The sequence below is a fragment of the Nonomuraea sp. NPDC046570 genome (genome assembly GCF_040645915.1).
Taxonomy (GTDB): Bacteria; Actinomycetota; Actinomycetes; order Streptosporangiales; family Streptosporangiaceae; genus Nonomuraea.
Window position 1 is genome coordinate 15,017 of record NZ_JBEYZF010000039.1, and the last position, 19,659, is coordinate 34,675.

20 protein-coding genes are annotated in these 19,659 nt (G+C 68.7%); 10 read left to right on the forward strand and 10 right to left on the reverse strand.

Translation table 11 applies throughout. The features are described from left to right. Window positions 1-306: 306 nt before the first annotated feature. The 6 genes from ABZ911_RS36670 to ABZ911_RS36695 form a co-directional block, all read right to left on the reverse strand. Window positions 307-1,479 (reverse strand): serine hydrolase domain-containing protein, encoded by a 1,173-nt coding sequence (locus ABZ911_RS36670; protein WP_358066979.1) that lies wholly within the window; start codon window positions 1,477-1,479, stop codon window positions 307-309. Between the two features lie 432 nt (window positions 1,480-1,911). Next, window positions 1,912-2,319 carry a hypothetical protein gene (locus tag ABZ911_RS36675; RefSeq protein WP_358066982.1) on the reverse strand — a complete coding sequence of 136 codons (408 nt, stop codon included), beginning with the start codon at window positions 2,317-2,319 and terminating at the stop codon, window positions 1,912-1,914. Window positions 2,320-2,996: 677 nt separating this feature from the next. Next, on the reverse strand, window positions 2,997-3,821 hold the full coding sequence (locus ABZ911_RS36680; RefSeq protein WP_358066985.1) for an alpha/beta hydrolase: 825 nt from the start codon (window positions 3,819-3,821) through the stop codon (window positions 2,997-2,999). A gap of 82 nt (window positions 3,822-3,903) precedes the next feature. Continuing rightward, window positions 3,904-4,311: a DUF1048 domain-containing protein gene (locus ABZ911_RS36685; RefSeq protein WP_358066988.1), complete on the reverse strand. Its 408-nt coding sequence runs from the start codon at window positions 4,309-4,311 to the stop codon at window positions 3,904-3,906. A gap of 2 nt (window positions 4,312-4,313) precedes the next feature. After that, on the reverse strand, window positions 4,314-4,634 hold the full coding sequence (locus tag ABZ911_RS36690; RefSeq protein ID WP_358066991.1) for a PadR family transcriptional regulator: 321 nt from the start codon (window positions 4,632-4,634) through the stop codon (window positions 4,314-4,316). 654 nt (window positions 4,635-5,288) lie between these two features. Then, a complete protein-coding gene (locus tag ABZ911_RS36695) occupies window positions 5,289-5,936 on the reverse strand; it encodes a hypothetical protein (RefSeq protein WP_358066994.1) in 648 nt (215 codons plus the stop codon). 354 nt (window positions 5,937-6,290) lie between these two features. Here ABZ911_RS36695 and ABZ911_RS36700 point away from each other — a divergent pair, with 354 nt between their 5' ends. Together ABZ911_RS36700 and ABZ911_RS36705 are read left to right on the forward strand one after the other, a co-directional pair. Next, window positions 6,291-6,452: a hypothetical protein gene (locus tag ABZ911_RS36700; RefSeq protein ID WP_358066997.1), complete on the forward strand. Its 162-nt coding sequence runs from the start codon at window positions 6,291-6,293 to the stop codon at window positions 6,450-6,452. 187 nt (window positions 6,453-6,639) lie between these two features. After that, the gene (locus ABZ911_RS36705; protein WP_358067000.1) at window positions 6,640-6,762 is read left to right on the forward strand and encodes a hypothetical protein; all 123 of its coding nucleotides are present in this window, start codon (window positions 6,640-6,642) and stop codon (window positions 6,760-6,762) included. Window positions 6,763-7,547: 785 nt separating this feature from the next. Here ABZ911_RS36705 and ABZ911_RS36710 read toward each other — a convergent pair. Continuing rightward, on the reverse strand, window positions 7,548-8,285 hold the full coding sequence (locus ABZ911_RS36710; protein ID WP_358067003.1) for a VOC family protein: 738 nt from the start codon (window positions 8,283-8,285) through the stop codon (window positions 7,548-7,550). A 148-nt stretch (window positions 8,286-8,433) separates the two neighbouring features. Between ABZ911_RS36710 and ABZ911_RS36715 the strand changes: the two genes are divergently transcribed. From ABZ911_RS36715 to ABZ911_RS36735, 5 genes are all read left to right on the forward strand, one after another. Next, entirely contained in the window at window positions 8,434-9,606 is a 1,173-nt protein-coding gene (locus ABZ911_RS36715) for a histidine kinase (protein ID WP_358067006.1), read from the forward strand. Beyond that, window positions 9,603-10,265, forward strand: coding sequence for a response regulator transcription factor (locus ABZ911_RS36720; protein WP_358067008.1), 663 nt, complete (start codon window positions 9,603-9,605; stop codon window positions 10,263-10,265). Before ABZ911_RS36715 ends, ABZ911_RS36720 begins: the two co-directional genes overlap by 4 nt. A gap of 108 nt (window positions 10,266-10,373) precedes the next feature. Then, a complete protein-coding gene (locus ABZ911_RS36725) occupies window positions 10,374-11,816 on the forward strand; it encodes a serine hydrolase domain-containing protein (RefSeq protein ID WP_358067011.1) in 1,443 nt (480 codons plus the stop codon). Between the two features lie 103 nt (window positions 11,817-11,919). Further along, complete coding sequence (locus tag ABZ911_RS36730; RefSeq protein ID WP_358067014.1) at window positions 11,920-12,819, forward strand: alpha/beta fold hydrolase; 900 nt, start codon at window positions 11,920-11,922, stop codon at window positions 12,817-12,819. Window positions 12,820-12,842: 23 nt separating this feature from the next. After that, the gene (locus ABZ911_RS36735; RefSeq protein ID WP_358067017.1) at window positions 12,843-13,628 is read left to right on the forward strand and encodes a MerR family transcriptional regulator; all 786 of its coding nucleotides are present in this window, start codon (window positions 12,843-12,845) and stop codon (window positions 13,626-13,628) included. A 426-nt stretch (window positions 13,629-14,054) separates the two neighbouring features. Here the strand turns inward: ABZ911_RS36735 and ABZ911_RS36740 are convergent, their stop codons facing one another. After that, a complete protein-coding gene (locus tag ABZ911_RS36740) occupies window positions 14,055-14,477 on the reverse strand; it encodes a hypothetical protein (protein ID WP_358067020.1) in 423 nt (140 codons plus the stop codon). A 283-nt stretch (window positions 14,478-14,760) separates the two neighbouring features. Between ABZ911_RS36740 and ABZ911_RS36745 the strand changes: the two genes are divergently transcribed. After that, window positions 14,761-14,997, forward strand: coding sequence for a hypothetical protein (locus ABZ911_RS36745; protein WP_358067023.1), 237 nt, complete (start codon window positions 14,761-14,763; stop codon window positions 14,995-14,997). Here the strand turns inward: ABZ911_RS36745 and ABZ911_RS36750 are convergent. Both ABZ911_RS36750 and ABZ911_RS36755 read right to left on the reverse strand, forming a co-directional pair. Continuing rightward, complete coding sequence (locus tag ABZ911_RS36750) at window positions 14,990-17,386, reverse strand: DUF4132 domain-containing protein (protein WP_358067025.1); 2,397 nt, start codon at window positions 17,384-17,386, stop codon at window positions 14,990-14,992. The genes ABZ911_RS36745 and ABZ911_RS36750 overlap by 8 nt on opposite strands. A 1-nt stretch (window position 17,387) precedes the next feature. Continuing rightward, window positions 17,388-17,516 carry a hypothetical protein gene (locus ABZ911_RS36755; RefSeq protein WP_358067028.1) on the reverse strand — a complete coding sequence of 43 codons (129 nt, stop codon included), beginning with the start codon at window positions 17,514-17,516 and terminating at the stop codon, window positions 17,388-17,390. A 307-nt stretch (window positions 17,517-17,823) separates the two neighbouring features. Here ABZ911_RS36755 and ABZ911_RS36760 point away from each other — a divergent pair, with 307 nt between their 5' ends. Both ABZ911_RS36760 and ABZ911_RS36765 read left to right on the forward strand, forming a co-directional pair. Continuing rightward, entirely contained in the window at window positions 17,824-18,825 is a 1,002-nt protein-coding gene (locus ABZ911_RS36760; protein ID WP_358067031.1) for a hypothetical protein, read from the forward strand. Continuing rightward, a complete protein-coding gene (locus tag ABZ911_RS36765) occupies window positions 18,822-19,622 on the forward strand; it encodes a hypothetical protein (RefSeq protein WP_358067034.1) in 801 nt (266 codons plus the stop codon). Before ABZ911_RS36760 ends, ABZ911_RS36765 begins: the two co-directional genes overlap by 4 nt. Window positions 19,623-19,659 lie beyond the last annotated feature (37 nt).

Here is a 19,659-nt window from a genome sequence, read left to right on the forward strand (position 1 = left end):
GGTGGCGGCGAGTGCGCCGACCGACAGCGGCCAGCTCGTCGTGGCGCGGGCGAATGGTGAGGATGCGATCGGCGTTGGCCCAGCCGGGCAGGTCACGGCGCTGTCAGCGGTGTCGATGGCGAAGGCATCGAGGGGTCGAGCCAGCCGGGCACGGCCCGGCACAGCGGCGCGGGTTTGATCACGGCACGATGCCCGGCGGCGGGCGTCGGCCAGGGTGAGCGAGCCGGCGTGCTCCTTGGATCTGTTTGGAATGCGGTCCCGTTGGTGCCCGGGGTATCGGGGTTACGGGGCCGAGACGGTTCGGTGTCAGTCGTCGATTGCCTGGTAGAGCGTGGTCCAGAAGTCGTGGATGGCCCGTGCCGAGTCCGGGGTGGACATGCCGACCTGGGTGAGCAGGATTCCGGTGAGCTGGTTGTCGGGGTCGGCGTAGGTTGAGGTGCCGGTTCCGCCGTCCCAGCCGAACTGGCCGATGGAGGTGTAGTCGGCGCGGTAGGTGCGCACCGCCATTCCGAAGCCCCAGCCGCCCTGCTGCCCTTGGCCGAACGACACATGGACGTATTTCTTGGCCAGGGCGGTTCGGAGAGCTGTCTCCTCGGGTGTCATGCGGTTGGTGGTCATCAGCTGGACGGCTGGCCGGGACAGGATCCGCTGGTTGCCGTGCATCCCGCCGTTGAGCAGCATCCGGAAGAAGGCGTGATAGTCATCGACGGTGGAGACCAGCCCGCCGCCGCCGGACTGGAACGCCGGAGGCTTGCTGACCCTTCCGCCTGCCGCCTCGTCCCACACGATGAGCTTTCCGGTCTTCGGGTCGGGGGCGTAGCTGGGCGGCAGCCGGTCGATCTTGCCGGCGGGTACGTGGAAGCCGGTGTCCTTCATGCCCAGCGGCTCGAAGACGCGCTCGCGCAGAAACGTCTCGAACGGTTTGTCCGTGACTCTGGCGACGAGCACGCTGAGGACATCGTGGCTGATGTTGTACTGCCAGTGCTCTCCGGGCTGGTGCATCAGCGGAAGCGTGCCCAGGCGGCGCATCCACTCGTCCGGCTTGAGGACTGGGTTCTCTCCCCCGCCGTAGAGCTGCCCAAATACCGCGGTCATGATCGGAGAGCCCAGCACCGTCGGATCGAAGCCGAGCCCGAAGGTGGAGCTCAGCAGGTCCCGTACGATGATGGGCCGCTGCGCCGGGACGGTGTCGTTCAGCGGGCCGTCGATCTTCTTGAGCACCTGCCGATTGGCGAGTTCGGGCAGCCACTGCTCCACCGGGTCGTCCAGCCGCAGCTTGCACTCATCCAGCAGGACCATCGCCGCCGCCATCGCGACCGGCTTGGTGGTGGAGGCCATCCGGAAGATCGTGTCCCGGCGCATCGGCGCGCCACCTTCGGCGCGCATCGTCCCCATCGCTTCGACGTGCGTCTGCCCGCCCTGGCTGACCAGGGCGACGAGTCCGGGAATCTTCCCGGACTCGACATGCCGCGCGAGCACCTCGCGCACTCTGCGCAGCCCCGTCTTCGAGAAGGAGGCCCCTCCAGAGCTCGGGCTCTTGGGGATCGGGCCAGAGGCTGTCGAGACAGCGGTGGTCGAGACAGCGGTGCTCGCCTCGGCGCTTCCCGACGCTGCCACGAGAGCACCGGCCGCCAGCGGGACGGCGCCCAACGCTCCGAGAACTGAACGTCGCGACGGGGCACGGTCCGGCGAGTCCGTGGAGCCGCTGCTGCTGTTTCCCATCATGAATCTCCTTGCGTAGGTGTTCGATCTTGTGAGCCCCGCTCCGACGTGGCGCTCATGGCTTGATGAGCGACGCACGGGAATCGGGCGTGAGCTCGGCGTGCTCTGGCCGGTTTCCCTGCTCGTCTTGCTTGGTGTGGCCTGGTTCGCGCTCTGCCTGACAAGCGGTAACTGCGGGTCGGCTTGCCGTCAGGCGGCGTCGAGGGCTGCGATGATCTTGCGGATCATGTCCGTCAGGGTGGGACTGGGCACGCCCCGGTGGGTGCGGGCGGCTGCCTCGATGGCGACGATGACGGTGCTGCGGAAATTGTCGGCCTCTGCCGGAGCCTGCTTCTTGAGCAGGCTCATGGCCGCCGTCAGGGCCGGCAGCACGAGGTCGGCGAGTTCGGCTACGGACTTGCCGCTCAGGTCCACGCCCTTGGGATACGTGGCGAGCACGTGACCGACCAGGCCGGTTCCGGAGCCCAGGGCGATGGAGCCGTCAACGGCGGCCCGGTGGGGCTTGCCGGTGGCATCGGCGACGGTCATCAGCGAGACGGCGCCGTACGCGGCGGTGCGCAGGGTGAGCTTGTCCTGGTCGGAAAGGGTGATGGACATGGTTGTGTGCTCCTTCGAATTTGAAATTCAAGTGAACGGACGGCTGGTGGAATGCGGTCCTGCTGGTGCCCGGGGTCTGTAGATGGCTCAGGTCGGGGTGGACCGGCATGGGTAGGCCCACGGAGCGGAGTTCGGCCTCGACGAGCGGGCCCAGGCCGCTGCCTGATCTTCGTGGTGGTGGTTGATCAGCCGGCGGCCTCCCAGGGACGCTTGTTCACGGCGGCGAACCGGGCGTCGTCGAGGGCGTGCTCGTTCGCGGTGAGGTAGTCGTCGAAGCCTTCCGGACCAGCGCTCTGGTCAGTACCAGGCCCTCGCGGTAGGTCGCCATGTCGTCGGGGGTGAAGCCGAGGCCGGGCATCCGGTCCAGAAGCTGCGGGTGCGCGGTCGGGGACCGGGGCCGGTCGCCGTCGGCGAGCCGGTACGGCGTGTCGCGCCGCGCGATCAGCAGCGGCGAACTGCTCGGCGTCGACGTCGAGCAGGGTCCCGATCTCGGCCGGCGGCACGCCGGCGGTGATCAGGGTCCGGACTTGGACCAGCCGGGTCGGCCGAGGACTACCTGCGGTAGCCGGAGGCGTCGCGGGCCAGTTCGTCGGCCAGGCTGTGCCGGTGGGGGTGCCGCACGGTCTTCACCGTGACAGCGACGAAGGCCGCTGCCTGACTGTTCGTCCCTCAGCTGGTCAGGTCTTCGAGCGCCGATCGCGGTCGAGGGCGGCGACCTCGCGTACGGCCGCGGCGACGGCGCGGAAGTCCTTCTTGAGGATCAAATCGTGGTTGCTGGCGACCTTCGCGCTGATCTTGATGTTCGGGTTGCGCTCGACCACCTGATTGAGGCTGGCGCGAATGCGCTCCTGCTCATCACCCTTGCTTCCGAGGGACGCCCCCGACGCGACCACATACCGGGTCGGGACGGTGATGTTGTCCAGCACGGGGCCCAACTGGCGCTCGCGGGCGATCTTGCCGAGCTCGATGTTGCTGTCGGCGATCTGTTCGGCGGTCATCCGCGGGGTCAGGCCTGTCGGGCGCAGCAACGGAAGGAGCCACCTCATCCGCCGGAACAGCTTCCGGATCCGCCGCTCCATGGCCTCGTCGAGCCAGTCGTGCGGCTGCGCGCCCTCGACCGGGACCGCGCCCATGGTACGGTCGGGATTGCGGCTGGCCCAGTGCGCCGCGACGAACGCCCCGTAGGACCAGCCCACTACCACCGCCCGCTCCACACCTCTGGCCGCGAGAACGGCATCGACGTCCCGGAGGTTCGTCTCGAACGAATAGTCCGCCGAACGCTTCGACTTGCCGCGGGCCCGCATGTCGTAGGTGATGTGCCGCCACCCTGTCCCCAGTTCGGCGATGACGCGCCGCCAGTATCCCTGAGTGGCGGTGTGGCCGTTGAGGTAGAGCACAGGGATACCGCGACCGCCAGTGTCGGTGACGGCCAGGGCCGTGTCGTCAACCGGCACCATACCGGTCCACTGCGCACGGGTCGAGGACGTGCTGTTCTTCGTCATGTGGTCCTCCCGCTCGCGTTCGGCGTCTTGGACGGCTTCTCGAGACGGTGCATACGGATCGCCTGGGCTTGCTGTGTCGTCATCAGATGGTCCTGTCCTCTTGTCCGGTGTCTCCGCCGGCGGCGCGCTCGATGGCGCTGATGAATCGGTTCCGCTCCCGGCTGATCCACAGCCCCAGCGGGTAGTTCTGCACGAACGCCTCGACGAACTCCACGGGGTCCTGCCCGACGATTTCGCGGATCGGGGTTCCGTTCGCCGCGCTCTGCTCGAACAGATCGGCAAGGTCCTCGTACATCGCAACCGCGCCGTCCCCCGGCCCGAAGTGCACCAGGTACCGCTCCAGCGCTTCGACTGCCATGCGATAGTTCGCGGGAAGCCGCTCCATGCGCGCCTTGTACTGCCGGTAGCGCTTCTTGTCCTCGAGTGACCCGGTGACCATCTCCAGGTACTGCCGGTAGCCCCTCTTCGGCTCGCTCGACCCTGTGGCCATGGCTACTCACCTCCGTCGCGGAGCTGTTCGAGCCGTTCGGTGAGGAAGCTCCAGGTTCTCCAGAACTCGGTGAGATGCTCCCGTCCCTGAGCGTTCAGGGAATACACCTTGCGCGGCGGCCCCTTCTCCGACGGGACTTTCTCCACGTCGACGAAGCCGCGCTGCTCGATCCTGACCAGCAGCGCGTAGACGGCGCCCTCGGCGATGCCCTGATCGCGCAGCCACGCCGTGACCTCGTAGCCGTAGGCGGGCCGGCCGGACAAGATCGTCAGGACGATGCCCTCCAGCGTGCCCTTGAGCATCTCCGTCACCTGCTTGCCCACGGAACACCCCCCTTCAGCTACTCCGTGTTGCTGACTACTGGTACACGGTAACACTGACTACTGGTACATAGCAACGCTAAATAGCTCGGCTACAAGCCGAGACCGCAAGCGTGTGGGTGCAGGCGACCTGATCACTGCTCGCGAGCGAGCCCGCCGCCACCCCTTAGGAGAAGACGGGCTGCGTCAGCCCACCGAAGATTTCGACCGCCGGCTTCGCCGCGGCGGCGCGCGCCGTTGGGACGGCCAGCCCCGAGACGTACGTGACCAATCCGCGCGGCTACGTGCTGGACCTGCCCAAAGGCACGCTCAGCGGGGCCGAGCCGGACCGCACCGCCAAGGTCTGGCTCACTGACCGGCGATGCCGGTGGATCTGCCCATGCTTCATGCCACACCGCGGCGGAATGGCGCACCGACACGCTGTTTTAAGGCCGCATCAAGCGGAAGGAAGGACTGACCCGTGGACACTCCCACACCTGCCCGGGTTAGCCCACCACCCACCACCTGGTCGACGCCGAAGGGACTGAGGCGCTGATCTGCGACGGGCACGCCATCGACGCCCGCAAGCGGCTGATCGGCGGCCGCATCGAACCACTGTGAGGGCCCGGAACTCCTACGGTGATCCGCCACCTGACGGTCCAGCGAAGAGGCGCGGGGTCATTCGTTGTCTGGATCTGCCGGCTCCACGGTCGGTGCGATCTGCAGTGGTATCGCAGCCCCGCCAGCGATCTCGCGCCCGTGATTCAGTGTGTAGTCAAGCTGCCTGGCCAGGTGTGGGAGGGTCGCCGGAGGTAGATACGCATCAGCGCCGGCGTCGAGTAGTCGTCGGACCGGGCCGTGGTACTGAACTCCGAGTTCGTGGTCCTCGATTTCGGTGACGATGACGCGAGCTTTCGGGAACATCGATCGGAGCGCTGTGATCAGCTGCGGGCTGCCTGGAGGTACCAGCAGCACGTCGGTTGTTGCGGGAGCCGCATGCATATCGAGCACTACGTAGTCCGTCCCGAGCTGGGTGGATAGCGCAACCCGAGCCGCGGTCGGCAGCTCCATCGCGGTGGCCACGACTGTCACGCTCTCGTAGTCGATCGGTGCTTGATCGTTGGCCTCATCTGGCGCGTTGCGATCGACGATGGCGCCTTGGACCACGTCAATGGTGCTGGAGATCGTCGCGATCGACGCGCCGTCACGCGTGAGGACCAAGTTCTCACCAGGCTCGAGGGCGTCGATGAGCGCCACGACGTCGTCAGGAAGGCGGGTCACGTCGATTCGCTGCGTGGAGCGTGGGGCGCGATTGCGGATCATCATGTCTGGGACACGCTGACGGCTGCGAGGGCACCCTGCGTCATGCGCAGCCCCGGTCGCCTATCGAAAGGCTCATCTACGGTGACATGGTTGCCTGCCCCGAAGGTGCCGTTCAACCAGATGATCACATGAGTCCCTTCTGATGCTGTGATCTTGTTGGATGCCACTACCCGATCATTGGTTCGAGGCCGCGCCGGAGTTTCTCTCATCGTCCATGTCCGCGCCCATCGACGGCGACGCGAAGGTGGGGCCATGGGAAGGCATTCCTGGCAGTCGCGCCTGCCTGAGCCGCTCACGTTGATCGCGAGCACGTCAAGGTCCCGGATCGCGCTTCTTCTGCATGTGGGAGGAGCGAACGTGCCGAAACGTGATCTCGCGGCCATTCGTCTGCCGAGCTGGGGGCGGGTGGTCCCCCAGGACGCCGACCTGGTTCCCTTCGTGGTGCTCGACAACGCGGCCGATCAGCTGCTTCTTCAGGGACTTCTCGGCCTCGGGGAACCGCCGTTCTTCCACGCGTAGCTACGCCTACGTGTTGCTGCGCTGGTGGAGGTTGACCGCGTGATGCTGCACGATCACCGCCAAGACGTCACGCGGGAGGTCCGGTATGAGGTCGAGCGGGCCCGCCGGGACGGTGGCCGCGCCGAGCCCGCCCTGCTGCGCTGCCCGCCGACATCCTGAAGGGGATGCCGGCCCGCAGGCGTGGGGCGTGGAGCAGGCATGCGAGGCCGCCGCCGGGCTGCGTGCCCTGGCGGGTGCCTCGCAGGCTCTGGACGGGCCGGAGCTGGCCGCGCGCTTGGCCGCCGTGCTCGACGCCGAGCGCGGCAACTGATGGAGGTGTTCTCCGTCGGCTGCGCCGCCGTCTACCGGGGTCCTCCAACGCACTGGGTGAGCGGAGCCGGGACGCCATCTATTCTGCCGTTTGCAGTTGGGCGGTCAGCTCGGCGGTCTGGGCACAGTCGGCTACCTTCCATCGCATCGGATGCGATGGCACCTACGCGAAGCACCATTTGCGCCAGAATCTGGCTCGGTCGTTCCAGCCCAGGTCTCCAAGATTGTTCACCCGCGTCCGATGGGACAGCCAGAGGGTTCCGTCCTCTGGAAAGGGTGTGATCTGCAAGGTGATCCCGGAGTATGAGGTCATCACGTCGACCGACGATATCTTCAGGTCCGCGTTCTTCCAGCCCCACCAGAGGAAGCCGCACGCCCAGACTTTGGACAGGTCGCTCGAGTCCTCACTGAGGACTGTGTGGAGTGGGGTTCCGTGCAGGTCGAGCACCCGGGTCGCTGCCACCGCATGTCCATCCAGGTTCACCGGAAGACGAGGAACCCCGTGCCGGAGGTGCCGGGAACCGATGGATGCGTCGATGCCCTCTGACCATATAGAGCCCGTCGGAGCTGGGTATGGGTGGAATCAGATTAAGTCGATTGGAACTTCGGATGAGCGGCATGTCAATGCCGGAGGTCGCTGTCCGTCGAGCCGATGGGCTCCTGCCTGGACGTACCACCTGGGCCGCCGAACCCTCCTCCACGCCGCCGTCCCACCCCTGACCCGCCAGGAAGGAGCCCATCGCCGCCGAGCGGTCCCGCCGCTGACCCGAAGCCGGCCGGGACGGGTCAGCCGGGACCGAGGAGGCAGAACTCGTTGCCTTCCGGGTCGGCGAGGACCGTCCAGGGGATGTCGGACTGGTCGATGCCGGGGTCGGTGGCGCCCAAGGCGCGCAGTCGGGCTTCCTCTGCTGCCAGGTCGTCGCCGCGGTAGGGGCGGACGTCGAGGTGGACGCGGTTCCAAACAGTCTTGGGGTCGGGGGTGCGAAGGAACTCCAGGTAGGGGCCGACGCCCTTGGCGGAGCGCATGACCGCGTGGTCGTCGGTGACCTCGTGCAGGGTCCAGTCCATCGCCTCGCCCCAGAATCGGGCCATCGCTCGCGGGTCGGTGCAGTCGACCACCACCGCGGCGATCAGGCCGGTGTCCTGGTAGAGCGGCCGGGGCTCCAGGACGCAGAACTCGTTGCCCTCCGGGTCGGCCATGACCGTCCAGGGGACGTCGCCCTGGCCCACGTCGGCGGGGGTCGCGCCGAGAACCTGGAGGCGCGCGACCAGGTCCGCCTGGTGGGCGGCCGAGGTGGTGGCCAGGTCCAGGTGAACCCGGTTCTTCACCGTCTTGGGTTCCGGGCGGGCGATGATGTCGATGCAGACGGCGGCGGGGTCGGGGTAGGCGAAGCCCACGGGTTCGAGGTTGGTGACGCCGGGCCCCTCGCTGTCGATACCCCAGCCGAGCACCTCCGCCCAGAACCGGCCGAGCGCGGAGTCGTCCCGGGCCTTCATATTGATCTGCACCAGTCTCGTTGCCATGCCGCAGATCCTAAGGGCCGTCGTCACAAGCGTGATCAGCGCGGGTTTGTGGCGGGGCGCCGGGATCGGCATGCCCGCTGCTGGCTATCCTGTGGCACGTCGAGCCAGGCACGGCTCCCCACCACGAGCCCACCGGAAGGCGACGACCGTGACAGCCTCCCAGCGCCGGAGCACATGGCCGGCGACGACGGTGGTGGCGCACGTGGTCCTGGCTCTCCTGACGGTGATCATCCTGGCGGGCGTCTGGCACCTCGGCGCGGACCTGTGGCAGATCTTCGCCGCAGCGGGTGCTGCCGCCCTGCTCCATGTGGGAGCGGTGGTGGCCCATCGACGGCCGTGGGTGGGGTACGCGATCGGCGCGCTGGCAATGCTCGTCATGGTGATGACGCCCTTCCTGGGTTGGTCACCGAGCATGCTGCCCTCGGCTGTGTGCTTCCCCCTCACGTTGTGGCGGCTGACCAGCCTGGTCTCGGTCAGGTCCTCGGTGGTTGCGTTGGCCGTCGCCGCGCTCGGGATCGTCCTCACCGAGCTGGTGGCGTGGGCCCGGCTGCCCCCCGCCCCTGGTTGGACCCGCCTGGTCGAGGGCGGGCTGCTGATGCTCGTGGTCGGCGGTGTGTGGCTTGCGGCCCTGCTGGTACGCCGCAGGCACGAGGCCGGCCGACGAGCCGAGAGCGAACGACTGGCCGCGGCGGTAGCGGACGAACGGGCCAGCATCCGCCGCGACCTGCACGACGTGATCGCCCACACGGTCACCGTCATGGTCGCGCGGATCGAGGCCGCGGCGGTGACGACGGCGGATCCGGCGACCCGCCGCGAACTCGGCGACATCGCCGAGGCCGGCCGGGACGCCCACCAAGGTCTGCGAGCGATGCTGGCCACCTTGCGCCCGGCCACCGTGGCGCCGCGCGCCGATTCCCGGCCCAGAGAGGTCCCGATCTCGCTCGATGCCCTCCCTGACCTCGTGGCCTCGGCGGCGAGCCCGCTCCATGCGGTGACGTTCGCGGAGGTGGGTGAGCGACGGCCACTGAGCCTGAGTGCCGAGGTCGCGGCGGTCCGTACCGCGCAGGAGGGCATCACCAACGCGCTGCGCCACCTCGAACCACCGGTCGAGGTGACCGTTCGCCTGCACTGGACCCCGGCCGAAGTGGTGGTGGAGGTGCGCGACGACGGCGGCAAGGCGCTTCGCGACGTCGGCAGCCAGGGGACCGGCTTGATAGGGATCGAGGAACGTGTGCGTACCGCAGGCGGCACCCTGTCGATCGACGACGGGGACGACGGGTGGGAGCTGCGGGCGCGGCTCCCCACGAAGGAGGGGGCATGACCGGGATCCGTGTCATGCTCGTCGACGATCAGGAGTTGCTGCGGGCCTCGCTCCGTACGGTGCTGTCGGCCGACGAACGCATCGAGGTCACCCACGACGTCGCGAACGGCAGCGACGCGATCGAGGTCGTCCGGCGGCACCGCCTCGACGTGGTACTGATGGACATCCGCATGCCGCGCATGGACGGGGTCGCCGCCACGGCGGAGATCGTCAAAATCGCACCGGCGACCCGGGTGCTCATGCTGACGACGTTCGATGATGACGAACTGGTCGTGGCTGCCATCCGGGCCGGCGCGAGCGGCTACCTGACCAAGGACGTCCGGCCCGCCGCCCTGGCCCAGGCCGTGTGTGACGTCGCCTCCGGGACGTCGGCGCTGGCCCCGGGGGTGGCCGCGACGATCCTCGATCTCGTACGGCAGATGCCGATGCGGAGGACGGCAGCCCTGGACGGCCTCACCCCACGCGAGGTCGAGATCTTCGGCCTGCTCGCCCGCGGCAGGTCCAACAGCGAGATCTGCGCGGAACTGGTGCTGAGCGAGAACACGGTGAAGTCGCACGTCCGGGCCGTCCTGCAGAAACTGAACCTGCGCGACCGCGTGCACGCGGTGATCCACGCGTACGAGAACGGGCTTGTGGGTCGCAACGATCTGCCTGACTGAGATTCCATCCTGCCGGGTGGTCCCGTCTCACGCCTTAGGGTGATGTCGGCCGGTGACGCCCGGCCTAGGTTCGACGTCGTGCATTTCCTACGTCTGCGCTTTCCTCGTGTGACCTCCCTCCTCGTCCTCGGCGGTGTGCTCGTCGCCGTGCTGCTCGGCTGGACAGCACCGGCTCATGCCAGCGGCGAACGACTGGTCGACGACTACCGCTCCGTCTACGGCACGCCGGGTGTCGCGGCGGCCGTGATCGACGGGTCGTCGGTCGAGACGATCGTCCGCGGCCGGGACGGGGGCGGCAACGCGGTGACGGCGCGGACACGGTTCCGGATCGCGTCGATGAGCAAGTCGATGACGGCTGCGGCGATCATGCTGCTGGTCGACCGTGACCGCATCTCCCTGGACGACCCGGTCGTCAAGGTCCTGCCCGACTTCAGGATGGCCGATCCGCGCTTCACCGGGATCACCGTGCGCCAGGTCCTCAGCCACACCTCGGGGCTGTCGATCAGCACGAACAACGAGTACGTGTTCCCGCCTCCGCGCGGCGCGCAGGAGATCGTGGCCGGGCTGGCCGACAAGACCCTGGCCGCCGATCCGGGCACTCGCTCGGAGTACCACAACACCAACTACTCGATCGCGGCGAGGATCGTCGAGGTGGTGTCGGGGAAGTCCTTCGACGCCTTCCTCCACACCGAGCTGTTCACGCCGCTGGGCATGACCCACACCAGCTCGACGCTGGGGTGTTCCGATCGTGCCGAGGGCCTGCCGTCCGGGTACGAGGTCGTTCTCGGGGTGGCCGTCGCGGCACCGGAGATGCCGGGGTTCTGCGTCGGCAACGGCGGGGTGATCTCGACCCTGGACGACATGGTGCGGTGGCTGCGGTTCAACCAGGGAACCTTCGGGGCGGACCTGCTGAGTGCCGGCTCCCTGGCCGAGTTGCACACCGTCCAGCCGAAGGCCGGCGACTACGCCCTCGGCTGGCAGTCCCGCCCCGTCGCAGCAGACGCCCCGCCGTCGGTGATCGGCCACGGCGGAACACTGGCGACGTGGACCGGGGACATGGTCTTCTCGCCCAAGACCGGTGTGGCCGCCCTCGTCCTCACCAACAGCGGCGGCGATCCCAGCCTGCTCTCGACCAACCTTCTCGCCGAACGGATCGGGGCACCGGCAACGCCGATGAGCAACCCGCTGACCGTCGTGAACGCGGTCCTGCTCGGGCTCACGGTGGGGATGGCCGCACTGCTGGTCACCGCGGCCGTCCGAGCGCGCCGCTGGGCCTCGCGACGCCGTGCGGCGCGCCGGCCGAGGCTGGTTCTGCGGCTCGTGCCCCTTGCTCTGGTGACGGTGCTGAGCGTGGTGCTGCCGATGCCGATCTGGGGAGCGTTCAGCTTCCATTACTGGATCGTCACCGCCTGGCTGCTGCCGCTGCTGGCGCTCTTCTGCCTCACCTGCTGCGTGCTCGGGGCGGTCGCACTCGGCCGTCGCCTCTGGTGCTTCCGCCGCGCCGGTCAGGCGACCTTCGCACCGGTACAGCAGGCCACGGCGGACAGCTGAAACACACTGGCCATCGAACGCTACGGGTACACCGAGGCCGCCAGCTCCTTCTGTCGCCGCTCCGCTTGACCCTGACGCAGGGTCAATCTCTCAGCATGGTGGCATGACCACGGAAACCAGTGCAATCGAGGTCGTCGGACTGCGCAAGTCGTACGGCGAGCACGACGATGATGGAGAGCGGGCTGAGAGAGGCGACAGGACGATGCGGCACGTCACGATCCACCACGACGGCGTCACGATCCCGGTGTCTCGCGACGGCCAAGGACGACCGCTGGTCCTGTGCCCTGGGCTGAACTCGACACAGGCCGACCTACACGAGCTGGCGGAGCTGCTGCGGCGCGACCACGACGTGGTGACCTTCGACCTGCGGGGCCATGGCCCCGCCTCGGCCGCCGCCCAGTACTCCTTCGAGGCCTTCCTCAGCGATCTCGTCGCAGTGATGGCGGAGCTGGGAAACCTCGGCCTGCCCGCGGCGCCCGTGCTGGTGGGCTACTCGTTGGGCGCTGACCTGGCCGTGCACTATGCCTCCGAGCATCCTGACACCGTCGCCGAGCTTGTTCTCATCGACGGGGCGAACCCGGTGCCCGAACCGTTCATCACCGAGGCCGTCCTGCCGGAGTTCCGCGCCATGTGGGAGGATCTGGCGACGCAGCAGGAGGCCGAGCGGGGCACCGCGCATCAGGTGTTGCTCAGTGCCCAGGAGATTCTCGACCTGAACCTCGAGGTCGATGTGATTCGGTCCGAGATCCTCGACCGGTACAGAAAGATCAACCGGCCCATCAGCATGATCATGTCGACCTCGATGGCCGGCGACAGCGGCGAAGGGCACGCGCCGCGGTTCAACCAGAACTGGCGTGCCGGCGTCGAGAGGCTTGTCCGCGAGCACCCGCACATCGCCACCACCTGGCTCGACGCCGACCACCAGCTCGTCTTCACCCACGCCCCGGAAATCGCCCAGATCATCCGGAGTGCACAAGGCCCAGCCGGCCAGGCGACCTCGTAAGCAACCCCTGGAAGGCTGGTCTGATGCTGACCATCGGCGAGCTGGCGTCGTACGCCGGAGTGACGGTGCGCGCGGTGCGGCACTACCACGCAAAGGGGCTGCTGCCGGAGCCGGAGCGGGACCACTCCGGCTACCGCAGATACGACGCCGGCGCCGTGGTCGAGCTGATCAAAATCCGGACCCTCGCCGAGGCCGGGGTCCCGCTGGCGCGGGTGCGGGAGCTGCTGCAGGTCGGGGAGGAGGAGTTCGCCGCGGCGATCGCGGACATCGACAGGCGGCTGCGGGCGGAGATCCGCGAGCGGCAGCGGCACCGCGAGCGAATCGCCCGGCTCGCCTCCGGGGACAGCCTGGCGCTGCCCCCGGAGGTGGTCGAGTATCTCGACCGACTGCGGGCACTCGGGGTCGACGAGCGGATCGTCCAGGCCGAGCGCGACGGCTGGATCCCGCTGGCCGCGCACTCACCCGAGCGAGTCCCGGAGTGGATGGCACGCAAGCGGGAGCAGATCGCGGACCCGCTGCTCGTCGACTTCTACCTCACCCTGAGCCAGGCTCTCGACCAAGCCGACGACGACCCGCGGCTGGTCGAGCTGGCCGACAAGCTGGCCGCCTACATCACGCGGATGGCCGACGAGCGAGGCGAGGACTATGTCGACGACACCGATATCGAGTCACCGCTTGTCAAGCTGATGGACACGCTGGCGTTCGACACTGTGCCGCCGGCGCGTCGGCTGATCGAGCTGCTGAAGCAGCGAGGCTGGACGGGCTGGACCAAGCTCGAGCGCGTGGCCCCCACGCCGGGTGCGGCTTGAGCACGATCGTGAAGGACCTGCAGGCCGCCACCCACATCACCGCCCTGGGCATCGACTTCGCCGCCTACCACCGCTTCCGCCTGCTGATGCCACACATCAGCGACTTCTTTGGTGGTCAGAGGGACTATAGGGCTACGCACCGACGCCGGAAGAGGTCAGCTGGTGCTGCCAATTCATCGTGACGGCCGCGCTGCGTCTGGCCTCCGCCGAGACCCACCTGACCCAACCGCCCTGGCGTGCAACGGCGACGAAATGGACCACGATCGCCGAGCGGCGACCCGTGGCCCAGTGACCGCGTTGGACTCCCGGCCCCTTGCCGCCGCCGGCCGCCCTCCACATGATCCACGGAATGGAGGGAGGGGGGGCGACGGCTCAGGACTGCGGGAGCTCTGGACCTGTTTGCTAGTCCAGGTGGGAAGATTCGGATCAGACGTGGGTGACCAGGAGGGTCACGCCTGCCTCGCCGCCACAGTCGACGAAGACAGGACCGACACCGTTACCGACCTTGGGGGCGAGTGTCGCCTTTGCCACGAATCCCTTCGGGTTGTCCTCGATGATGCGGATGTTCTGTAGCACCGGGTGTTCCCTGTCGAGCCCGGCGAGCACGGCTTTGAGTCCTTTGCCGCCGCCGCAGTGGCCGGTGATCGTCACCTCCTGGCCTCGCTTGGTGGTGGGATTGGGGCTGACCTGAACCACCGCCCTGGCGCCCTTCGGCGGCTTCGGCGCGGCCATCGCAGCGGTGGCCGCGCTGGCCGTGCCGGCCTGGGCACCAGCCGGCGCGCCGACGAATCCCAACAGACCGGCCGTCAAGCTCAGCCCTGCGATCGCAGTGATCACTCTCTTGCTCATGGCGATTCCTCCAGTTCTCATCCGATTGGTTCGACTGGAACGCTAGGCCGGGCCGCAGCGGGAGCGCGTCGTCCGTTGATCGTCACTTGACCTTGCGCCATTCGCGGTACGAACTACACCGAAGGGAGTAGGCCTTCGGGGAGGATCGAACCGGACCGCGCCCGCGCGTAGTCGTGTCGGAAAGTCGGAAACCCGGCTCGCGGCCGTCGTCTCGGGGCTGATCACGACTCGGGCACTCGCCGCGCGGAGCGGATCCGCTGGGACGGCCGCACTCGGATAGAACATGCTGACGCGTTCGGTCAGCATCGGCACCGGCGGCTTCGCCTACACCATCGACGCCGCCGGGTTGAACGTCAAGACGTTCAACCCGGGCTTCGACTCCTTCGCGTTCGGCTTCGACCCGGCCACGGGCACCTACGACGCCCGCACCACTTCGCTGAACACCACGGAGGGCTTCGGGCCGAAGTGGGCGCGCGACTGGAACCGCGCCTTCGCCCTCGAAGGCATCGGGCCTAGGTAGCGACGAGCTGGCGGGAGATGCTGGGATCGCTGATCTTGGTGTCGTCCGCCAGCAGGAACGCCTTCGACAAGATGACCGACAACATTCCGCCGTCCTCCTCGAACGGTAGGAACACCGATGGGGCGGAGCGGTCGCGGCCAGGGACGATGCACAGGTAGGCGTCGTTCGGCTCCATCAGGATGTTGCCGGAGCCCAGATGAATCCGGTAGGAGCGCAGTTGCCCGCGCACGCGCACGAACCGGTCGGTCAGCTCCACCCGGTCGGCGATCTTCAGCCGGGGCAGCAGCCGGGCCAGCGCGTCATGCCGCGTGCGAGCGGTCTCGCTCAGTTCGCCGAACCCGTACGACTGCCAGTAGCCGTCGTGCCCGGCCGCCGCCTGCTGGTCGAGCCCCAGGGACCCGACCCCCACGGCGAGGTCGGCGTCGCGCAGCAGTTCCGACAACACCAACGGCGGCACTGCGGTAAGCGGCGCGTCGCCGGGAAGATCCGCATGGCGGAACCGGATCGCGTCGGTGGCGGCGCAGGAGGCCGTGCCCCAGGCGTCCCGCTGGGGGTCGGAGGCGACCCGCATGCCCCAGCTCGCCTGCCAGCCGGCGAGCGTCTTGACGGCCGCTCCGACGTCGCCGCCGCACTCGTAGTCCCAGTGACCGATCGACAGCCCGCTCCAGCCGCGCTGCTCCAGCAGCGCCTTGGCCTGCCCGTAGCGCACGAAGTGGCCCTTGAAACGGTCGGAGTGGGTGCGGGTGCGCTCCTCGGCCGGGGTGAGCAGGTACACCTCGCGGAACGACTGCTTGAACGGCTGCCTGATCCCCCGCTCCAGCAGGTGGTCGCGCCAGCCACGCACCCCCTCGGCGCTCTCCTGGATTGGGTGCCACAACCGGACGGGCGTGTCGGCGCCCGGACGCACGGATCTGCCGCTCGCGCCGGCCAGTGCCCAGCCGCCACCACTCCTGACCGGCAGCCCGGCGAACCCGTCGGGGAGCCGCCAGATGAGGGCGCGGGTGTAGGGACCGGTGACCGGATGGTCGAAGAAGTACTGCTCGGCCTCCTGCCAGGACAGCTCGCGTTCGACGATGAGCATCTGCTCCAGGCGCAGCCGCTCGGCGGCCTGCGTGCGTTTGAGGTCCTTCAGCGTGGCCTTGAGATCGGCGAGCACCGGCTCCTTGCGGATGGACTGGGGCGCCGACTTGACGACCCGCCCGGACCCGTTGACGAACCGCAGCACCGGCCCGTCGACGTCGAGCCGGACGACGCAGTCGCCGGCCTGCTCCTCCCGGACCCCGTCGGGGCCGAGGCCGAAGGCCGGGACCGTCCGGTCGACGAGCTGTTCGTGGCTCAGCCCCTCTTGTACGGCCACCGCGTCGAGGGCATCTGACGCCTTCGCCAGCAGGGCCGGTCTGCGCAGCTTGGCTCGCACGCGCGCGAGCACGCCCACCGTGTCGAGGCCGCCCCGCTTGGCCAGCACGTTCAGTGCGGCGTTGGCCAGTCTCTCGTTGCGGCAGACGGCGGCGCCGCCGGTGCCGTTGCGCCCGATGCCGCAGTTCGTGGCGACGTCGCCGAGCAGCGTGGACACCCAGGGCGCGTCGATCACCTCGCAGGTCCACAGCATGCCGCGCAGCGGGAGGGCGGTGTGGCGGGCGACGAACACCCTGCCGCCGGGCTCGCGACTCTCGCGGTGGGTGGCCACGCGGGAGAGGATCTCGCGCAGCACCGCCACGCCGTCGTCGGTGAGCAGCGTGCGGACCTTGGCGAGCCAGGGTTCGCTGGGCCTGTTGGCCTTGGCCTTGCACCAGTGTTTCAGCAGAGGCAGCACGGCGGGGTGGGCCAGCCGGGCGGCGTACTTCCCTGCCATGGCACGGGCGATGGGGTCGCCGTCCCAGACCAGGCTGCGCACGACCCCGGCCGGCCCGTGCTCCGGGGGCTCGGTCAGGACGCGCTCCAGGTCCTTGCGTAACGCGGCCCGGCCCGGGCTTCGGTGGGCCGGGTGCCACAGCGGCGCGTCACCAAGGATCTGACGGCGCTCGGAGTATCCGAGCGTCGCGATGGCGGCCAGCGGAATCCGGTACAGCTCGGCGTGGCCGGTGTGACCGCAACTCGACAGCGCGTCGGCGATCTCCCATAGGAAGCGCGTGTCCTCGAACGTCCAGGAGATGTCGCCATCGGCCACCTCGCGCACCAGTCGGAGCACCTCCTCGGGGTGCTCGTGGCCGCCCTTGTCGCCCAGGCTGAGCCGCAGTTGCGCCCATATGCCGAACGCCCTGCGCCCCGCCTCGTCGGCGCCAGGCCGCCCGCCCGCGTCGTACAGGGCGAACAGCTCACGTGGCAGCCCCTCGACGCGGTATCCGAGCAGGTAGCCGTAAGACTGGGGAAAGTTGTCGAGGACGCCCATGTCAGCCTCCGGCCCGCGGCACGAGGCGGACGAGCTCGCGCGCCGGGCTCGCGTCAGGCCGAGCGGGAAGGGGGATCTCGACCGAGCACCTGCCGGTGGCGCTCTCGTCTCCGAAGGTGGCCGTGGCCATGGGGGGCTCCATCGTCGTCGGTCGGTTAACGTGACGGGCCATAGTTATCAACAGGCACCGACAATCCGGAGGCGGGCGCGAGCCGGGGCCGAAAATCCGGGCGATCGGCGGCACCCACCAGTGGCAGGGCGACGGGCTCCAGATCGCGTTCGGCGACAGCACCGGCGGGTACGGCCCGGAGTACGGCCTCGCGTTACTCGACAGCGGTCCCGAGATCTACCGGTTCAGCGACGGCTCGGTCACCTCGCCGGTCAGCGACGTCACCTTGACCGCTCGGCGCGACGGCGCCGAAACCCACTATCTGGCAGTGTTTCCGTGGGCTTCGACCAGTGTCGACGCTCCCGGTCCCGGCGGCTCGGTGCTGTTCAACGCGATCGTCAACGACAACGACGGCGCGAACCGGCGGGGCTGGATCCAGTGGCGCCCCGGCATCGCCACCGGCAAGTCCGCGCAGGAGTTCGTACGGCTGGCGGCCCTGCCCGAGTCGGGTGCGTGCCAGGCCTGGATCACCCTCGACGAGGACCAGGTCGAGGTGGGCGCCCAGGTCGAGGCGGCGATCTTCGTACTGAACTGGGACGATGCCGACCGCCGCGTCGAGGTGGTCGGCCCCGACGGCAACGCCACCCCCGCGACCATCCCGGCTCGCACCACCCTCCAGCTCACGATCCCGATCACCGCGACGACCGCAGGTGAGCTCGGGATCACCGCCTCGGTGAAGGACCTGACCGGTGGCACCACCGTCGACCTGGCGGCGACCGGCCGGGTGACGATGTCCGCCGAGGCGATCGCGCAGGAGCTCGCCAAGATCGCCGCATCGGGCGAGACGGCTCGGGACCTGCTGGCCCAGTGCAAGGGGCGAGGGATCCCGACCCACTACGAACGCGTCGACGCGACCACCTTGGAGAAGTTCGTCGGCTACACCCGCGACGACGTAACGGCCGGTCAGAGGTGGCGGGCCACCTACAATACGGTCGCCATGACCGCCATGGCCGGACACCTCCTCACCCGGTCGCGATCCCGGGTCGCCGGGACGGCGACGGGGACGCGGGTGCCGCGCTACGTCACCGGGCCGATCGGCCGCGATGACTGGATGTTCACCGGTACGGTCTCCGACGGCGAAACCACCCAGAAGGGCCGCCCGGTCGTGTTCAGCGGCCCGATGGGCTGGGCCGAGGTGGTCAGCGACATCCCCAAGCTGGCCGATCTCGGCTTCAACACCTGCGCCCTCGAAATGGGGCCGCAAAGCGCGATTCTTCCGCCGGACGCGATCCCGGGCTGGAGCACGACGGGCGTCGGCGACGCGGCGTGACCTTCGCCCGCGACGCGTCGGTCTCACACGACTCCGCCGCCGCCTTGCGAGTGTCGTTCGCCGGTCCGAAGAAGCCGAACAGCTACCGCCAGTTCTTCCAGCCGCTGACGGTCGAGCCCGGAGCCACCTACCGGGTCCGGGCGTGGATCAAGGGGCAGGACGTCACCGCCCGTGCGGTGTCGATCCCGACCGCCACCTGGGCCACCCGCTACTACCCGCCGGAGGGCACCTACGACTGGCAGCAGGTCGAGTTCACTCTCACCCCCGGCAACGTGTCGACCTACCGCTTCTCGATCATCGGTGAGGGCCCGGTCGGGGCGCTGTGGATCGATGAGCTGACCATCGCGCGAGCCGATGGGGCCGATCCGACGAACATCGCCGGCAACGCCGGCTTCGACGATGCGGCGACGGTCGCCGCGAATGGCGAGTACGCCGTGTCAACGTACGCGATCGATCGGGGCCCGGTCCGCTGGCTCGAGGCGGCGGCCGAGGCGAACGTCGCCATGAGCCTGCTGCTGGCACCGCAATACTTCCCGGCCTTCTTGACGGCGAAGCATCCCGAACTCGTGCTGGCCGAGGAAGGCTACGATGTCCACCACCCGTTGGCGCGGGAGGTGATCGAAGCGTTCCTGCGCACGACGAACCCGTCGACCAAGCGCGGGTGGGCGCGATACCTCACCGAGCAGTACGGCGACATCGCTGAGCTCAACAGTGTGTACGGCACCGCGTACCGAACCTTCGATGAGGTGCCGGCGCCCGGCGTACGGGCGGTTGAGCCGACGGTGCGGGTGCTATGACTGGATCACCTTCAACACCAGGGCTTTCGCGTCGTGG

Bases quoted from the DNA above. Each gene is read 5' to 3' on its own strand.
- ABZ911_RS36685 (WP_358066988.1), bottom strand. From the start codon at position 4,311: ATGGCCACAGGGTCGAGCGAGCCGAAGAGGGGCTACCGGCAGTACCTG.
- ABZ911_RS36720 (WP_358067008.1), top strand. From the start codon at position 9,603: ATGACCGGGATCCGTGTCATGCTCGTCGACGATCAGGAGTTGCTGCGG.
- ABZ911_RS36755 (WP_358067028.1), bottom strand. From the start codon at position 17,516: ATGGCCACGGCCACCTTCGGAGACGAGAGCGCCACCGGCAGGTGCTCG.
- ABZ911_RS36750 (WP_358067025.1), bottom strand. From the start codon at position 17,386: ATGGGCGTCCTCGACAACTTTCCCCAGTCTTACGGCTACCTGCTCGGA.
- ABZ911_RS36740 (WP_358067020.1), bottom strand. From the start codon at position 14,477: ATGAGCAAGAGAGTGATCACTGCGATCGCAGGGCTGAGCTTGACGGCC.
- ABZ911_RS36675 (WP_358066982.1), bottom strand. From the start codon at position 2,319: ATGTCCATCACCCTTTCCGACCAGGACAAGCTCACCCTGCGCACCGCC.
- ABZ911_RS36680 (WP_358066985.1), bottom strand. From the start codon at position 3,821: ATGACGAAGAACAGCACGTCCTCGACCCGTGCGCAGTGGACCGGTATG.
- ABZ911_RS36730 (WP_358067014.1), top strand. From the start codon at position 11,920: ATGACCACGGAAACCAGTGCAATCGAGGTCGTCGGACTGCGCAAGTCG.
- ABZ911_RS36745 (WP_358067023.1), top strand. From the start codon at position 14,761: ATGCTGACGCGTTCGGTCAGCATCGGCACCGGCGGCTTCGCCTACACC.
- ABZ911_RS36735 (WP_358067017.1), top strand. From the start codon at position 12,843: ATGCTGACCATCGGCGAGCTGGCGTCGTACGCCGGAGTGACGGTGCGC.
- ABZ911_RS36695 (WP_358066994.1), bottom strand. From the start codon at position 5,936: ATGATGATCCGCAATCGCGCCCCACGCTCCACGCAGCGAATCGACGTG.
- ABZ911_RS36710 (WP_358067003.1), bottom strand. From the start codon at position 8,285: ATGGCAACGAGACTGGTGCAGATCAATATGAAGGCCCGGGACGACTCC.